General features: G+C 65.3%; 5 protein-coding genes. 1 reads left to right on the forward strand and 4 read right to left on the reverse strand.

The annotated features are described in order from the left end of the window. Positions 1–191 precede the first annotated feature (191 nt). From ACFQ91_RS17130 to ACFQ91_RS17145, 4 genes are all read right to left on the reverse strand, one after another. Positions 192–1433 (reverse strand): type II toxin-antitoxin system HipA family toxin, encoded by a 1242-nt coding sequence (locus ACFQ91_RS17130; RefSeq protein WP_198500503.1) that lies wholly within the window; start codon positions 1431–1433, stop codon positions 192–194. Further along, complete coding sequence (locus tag ACFQ91_RS17135; protein ID WP_198500502.1) at positions 1430–1723, reverse strand: helix-turn-helix domain-containing protein; 294 nt, start codon at positions 1721–1723, stop codon at positions 1430–1432. Before ACFQ91_RS17135 ends, ACFQ91_RS17130 begins: the two co-directional genes overlap by 4 nt. Before the next feature lie 81 nt (positions 1724–1804). Then, a complete protein-coding gene (locus ACFQ91_RS17140) occupies positions 1805–2338 on the reverse strand; it encodes a GNAT family N-acetyltransferase (RefSeq protein WP_198500501.1) in 534 nt (177 codons plus the stop codon). A gap of 24 nt (positions 2339–2362) precedes the next feature. Beyond that, complete coding sequence (locus ACFQ91_RS17145) at positions 2363–2758, reverse strand: MerR family transcriptional regulator (RefSeq protein ID WP_198500500.1); 396 nt, start codon at positions 2756–2758, stop codon at positions 2363–2365. A gap of 63 nt (positions 2759–2821) precedes the next feature. Between ACFQ91_RS17145 and ACFQ91_RS17150 the strand changes: the two genes are divergently transcribed. Beyond that, on the forward strand, positions 2822–4228 hold the full coding sequence (locus tag ACFQ91_RS17150) for an MFS transporter (RefSeq protein WP_198500499.1): 1407 nt from the start codon (positions 2822–2824) through the stop codon (positions 4226–4228). The last annotated feature ends 296 nt before the right edge of the window (positions 4229–4524 follow it).

A 4524-nucleotide genomic window follows, 5' to 3' on the forward strand; every position in this document is an offset into this window, starting at 1 on the left:
AACCACTGTTTGTGCTGGTCACACCCGGTGGGGACACCCTTTGATCGTGGTGTTCCCGGTGAGGCGAACGAGATATAACTCTAGACCACTGCAGACCCCTCACGCAACCCCGAAATCGACCATTCCGGGGTGACAACCACCACACGAAGCAAAGCGGTGCGAAAACCACCCGGAAAACAGGGCGACTACGCCTATATCGGCCCTCCGGCGGCACGCAGAACCGCGTTGACCTGGCGGTCGAAGACGTCACCGAACATCGCGATCTCCGACGTCGGCAATGCGCGCGCGTGGGAGACGCTGCGCCACTGGCCGACCGCCTCGGCGACGTCTCTCATGATGCGTCGTGCCTGCCGACTATCGAGGTGGCAGAGCGACCCGAAGTCGAGAAGCGCGGACATCTCCTCGTCAGCCGACCGGGCTCCGTTGATCGCGGTCTGCCGTTCGGTGTCGACATCTGGCTCGGGATTGATATCGAAGACCGGACTGAGCTCCCATCCTGCGGGCCGCCGCAGGAATCCGTGATTGCGCAGATGGTCGTCGGTGTTGTGGATCGCTGCAGAGAACACCACGCGCCGGAACAGCTCCGCGCAGTCGCGCCTCCAGTTGAGGCTGAGGTCCTCGATCGCTTCAACGATGTCGAGGTAGTCGCCCGGCTCGCCGTCGCGCCGCTCGGTCGCCGTCATCGTGCTCAGATACGGAACCCGAGACCCACCGTCTCGGTCGAATCGGTCGACGACGAGAACGGGTCGATCATCGAGAGTGAGCAGCTGCCGACCGGGGACGGAGATGCCGGCACGGGACGCAAGCTCGAGAGCGACCCCCTCCCATGCGATGACTGACCAATCGTCTGTGGGTCGGGAGAACTTCGCAATCATCAGGCCTCCGTCCCCCAGGACGGAGGCCTTCGGGCGGGCGCCACCGAGCGACCCGGTTCCGGCGTCGAGGAGGCGCTTGGCCGCGGCATCGGAGCCATCGGCGGCCTCGTCGGCCGCCCTCTGGAGTTCAGGCAGTCGGATGAGCGGGGGAACATGAGCTCCGGCTGCCAGATGTGCCGGGGACTTCGGACTGCGGAATCGCAAAGCACCCTGGCGGGTGACATCACTGACTCCGATGAGGTAGTCGACCTCGGTGAGCCGGCGATGGCGCGCCTGCCCTGAGGCAACGAGTCTCTGGTGCTGCTTGGCGACGAGATTGCGGCCCCAACGATCCGGAGCGCAATCGCTCAACGCCCCGGGCAGGCCGGCGACCGTGAACGATCCGGCCGACAAGGGCAATTGAGGGTCGATCGGGAAGGCCCACCGTTGGGCGAGGTAGCCCGGCGAGTAGACGAACGTGGTCGACACCTCATTGCGGGCCACGTGGAAATAGGCAGTGCCGACGAGCTCGGTGCGACCGTTGATGTCGAGATCGACGAGCACCTCATCGGCATTCATCGGCGAACCCGCTCGGGCAGTGATTCCGTCGAACGCAGCCTGCCGACATCTGTGCTCAATGGGTCGAACGACTCTGCGACGTGGTCGAGCTGTCCGAGCGCCTGCATCACCGACATCACCGCGCCGATCGAGACTCCGGGATCGCCGCGCTCGATCTTCTGCAGTGTCGTCCTCGAGATCCCTGCGCGTTGCGCGAGTTCTGCGGCTTTGAGCGATTGCATGATACGCCACCTGCGGATCGATCCGCCGACGTCACCGAGGCGGCGCCCCACCGCGCGCGTGACAGCCATAACGCCCCCTAAATGACCGTATCCCACCCACTAACCGGGTTTACGACCATGATACTACTCATAACAGTACGTTGACAGGCGTCAGAGACGCGTGAATGGCTCCGCGTAGCGGAAACTCCCGTGTTCGCCGGCATAGGTCGACAGAGCTCGCGTCTGGAAGTAGTCGCCCCACGCGGGGTCGGGAGATTCGATGCCCATCGCTGAGGCGGGGACGAAACCGAAGCGACCGTAGAAGTTCGGATCGCCGAGGAGGCCGGCGACCGGGGTGCCGAGCGCGTCGGCAGCGCCGAGAGCGAACTCCATCAGCGCGGAGCCGATCCCTTCGCCCTGGTGGGCCGGGAGCACGCTGACCGGGCCGATCCCGACTGCCGGCGCGGTACCGACATGAGCACGAGTGGCGACGATGTGCCCGACCACGGTGTCGTCGATGACGGCGACGAGCGAGAGCTCGGGAATCCAGGACTCGTCGTCCCGCAGCCACTCGATGAGAGTGACCTCTCCGGGGTCTCCGCCCGGGGCGACCGGGGGTGCACTGTGAGCGGCGCTGCGGAATGCCTCTGCGGTGACGGAGCGAATGGCGCTGATGTCTGATTCGGTCTCACGACGGATGATCATTCTTCTGAGACTACCCCTGGTTTCTCATTCCGCCTCGAGAGCATCGTTGAGGTCGCAGAGCCGCCCTCCCGCACGCATGGAGTCGACCGCACGGGTGAGTTCCTCCAGGCGTCGCTCCGCACTCGCGACGAGATGCTCGGAGATGCGGTTCCAATCGCCGGGCTGCGGGTCGTCGGGCAGATCATCGAAGATCTCGGCGATCTCCCGCACAGTGAACCCGACGCGCTGGGCGAGCTTCGCCACTCTGACCTGGCATGCGGCGCTTGAAGCGAACCGTCGTTGGTTGCCCGGCGTGCGCGCTGCGGTGATCACCCCGTGCCGTTCATAGAACCGGACCGCAGAAGGGGCGACACCGCTGTCCACGGCAACATCCCGCACAGTCAGTAGATGTTGCGTGTCGATGAATGATGTCGTCGTCATAGGGAGAGCCTCCCAGATTCAGGTCTTGACTTCAATATATGTTGAAGTTCTAGCGTGGCGCCCATGGACACCACATCGAGTACAGCGAATTCCATGAATCGCGGAACCGCCCGATCCTCCGCCGGGGTGACGACGGTGCTCGCGGCGGGAATTCTGCTGCAGGCAGTCACCATGTACCTCACCAGCGCTCTGATGCCGAGCGCCGTCGCCGAGGTCGGCGGCGAGGTGTACTACGCGTGGGTGACGACGGTGTTCATCGTCGCGGGGGTAGCCGCAACGGTGGCGACTCCGGCGGTGCTGGGCCGGCTCGGTGCTCACCGCTCATATGTGCTCGGTGCGGGTGCGTTCGCGGTCGGCAGTGCTGTTGCCGCCGCAGCACCGAGCATGGAGGTTCTCCTGATCGGCCGCGCGGCGCAGGGCGTCGGCGGTGGACTGCTGTCCGGTTTGGCGTTCGCTCTCATCCGGACGGCGCTGCCGGAGACAGCGTGGGCGCGAGCAACCGCAGTCGTGTCGGCGATGTTCGGAGTCGGGACGATTGTCGGCCCGACCGCCGGCGGGGCCTTCGCACAGCTGGATGCCTGGCGGCTCGCGTTTGTCTCGGTGGCCGCCGCGGGTGTCATCCTCGCGATCGCCGCGCCCTTGACTCTGCCTAGGTCGCAGCGATCAGTGGACCTGACGCGGCTGCCGCTGACGTCGATGATCATTCTCATGGTCGCCATCGCTGCGCTCAGCATCACCAGCGTCCTCCCAAGCGCCTGGGTGTGGGTCGGGGTCGTGTTGGCGATGATGTTGCTGGTCGCATTCATCGCCGTCGACCGAAGAGCGCGGGTCGGTGTTCTGCCGCCCCTGGCCTACACGCGAGGGTCGCTGAAATGGATCTACCTTGCCCTCGCGTTGACCACGGCCGCGCCGGCCAGCGAGGCGTTCACTCCTCTGTTCGGGCAGCGTCTGTTCGAACTTGCCCCGTTCGCCGCCGGTTTTCTCGGCGCGACCGTGTCGATCGGCTGGTCAGTCGCTGCCATCTGGAGTTCCCGAGCCGAACGCCCAGCTGTGCAGGCGCGTCTGCTTGTCCTTGGGCCGGCCGTGACGACGGTCGCGATGGCGGTGCTCGTCGTTCTGCAGATCGTTCCGCTGGCCGGGCCGATGGTCATCATCGGCTGGATACTGGCGTTGATCCTCGCTGGTGTGGGCGTCGGGATGGCGAACCCGCACTTGTCCGTGCGCGCGATGTCGAGCAGCTCGAACGAGGCAGACGGCCGAATCGCCGCCGCCGCCATTCCCATCGTCAGTCAACTCGGCCAAGCGTTCGCGGCCGCTATCGGCGGCATCGTCGTCAATTCAGCCCTGCCCTCGATCGCGGGTGCCGCAGCCGGCCTGTTCGCACTGTTCGCGCTGTCGGCACTCCTCGGTCTCGGGGCAGTCGTGACTGCTCGTCCCCTGGACGCCCGCGCGACAATCGCCGACAGTTAGCCAGGGCCGACGTCGAATCGCGCACACGGAGCTCCAGTTGGTGCTACCGGCTGCCGACATCATCCGCGGGCCCGAGCCGGTCGAGGTCACCGGCACCGAGGCAGTCCGCCGTTTCCTCGGACTCGACACCCCCAGCTGACTACAGCAGACACTGGTGAATGCAAAAAGTGGGGGCACCCCCTACAAGGAGTGCCCCCACCAAAAAAGAATTGCGGCAGTCACTTACTCTCCCACAACCACCAAGTTGCAGTACCATCAGCATGACATGGGCTTAGCTACCGGGATCGGAACGGTTA

This window comes from Brevibacterium sp. NPDC056726, assembly GCF_042790515.1.
Taxonomy (GTDB): Bacteria; Actinomycetota; Actinomycetes; order Actinomycetales; family Brevibacteriaceae; genus Brevibacterium; species Brevibacterium sanguinis.